This is a genomic window from Photorhabdus antumapuensis (assembly GCF_020387775.1).
Lineage (GTDB): Bacteria > Pseudomonadota > Gammaproteobacteria > Enterobacterales > Enterobacteriaceae > Photorhabdus > Photorhabdus antumapuensis.
Map to the genome: position 1 here is coordinate 1 of NZ_JAHZMK010000006.1, position 554 is coordinate 554.

General features: G+C 33.8%; 2 pseudogenes. Both read left to right on the forward strand.

What is annotated here, in order from left to right:
- Positions 1-411, forward strand: a pseudogene (locus tag KZ793_RS00275) (ATP-binding protein); the annotation flags it as partial.
- Between the two features lie 24 nt (positions 412-435).
- A pseudogene (locus tag KZ793_RS00280) lies at positions 436-554 on the forward strand (DUF4255 domain-containing protein); the annotation flags it as partial.

Consider the following 554-nt stretch of genomic DNA (forward strand, 5'->3'; position numbering starts at 1 on the left):
CGCAGTGAAACTAAAAATGCCCAAGATAGACACGCCAATATTGAAGTTTCTTACCTGTTACAACGACTGGAAGATTATCCGGGATTAGTCATTTTAGCCACCAATAATCGCAGCCATTTGGATAGCGCGTTTAATCGCCGTTTTACCTTTATTACTCGTTTTACTTATCCCGACGAAACATTACGTAAAAAAATGTGGCAAATCATTTGGCCGAAACAACTTAAATTATCCGATGAAATTAATTTTGACCATCTGGCTAAACGAACTGATCTGACCGGAGCGAATATCAGAAACATTGCCTTATTATCATCAATATTATCAGCAGATGATAACTGTGATAAAATTGAAAATAAACATATAGAACGGGCTGTGATACTTGAATTAAACAAAACTGGCAGATTGGCATTTTAACTATTTCATAGAATTGGAGATAATATGACAACGATAATTGCTTCCGACAATGCTATCATTGAAATTAATTTCGCATTAAATAAAATCTTATGCCAGAATTTAAATGTTAATTGTCAAAAAATTGATATCCGTTTTGATCTACC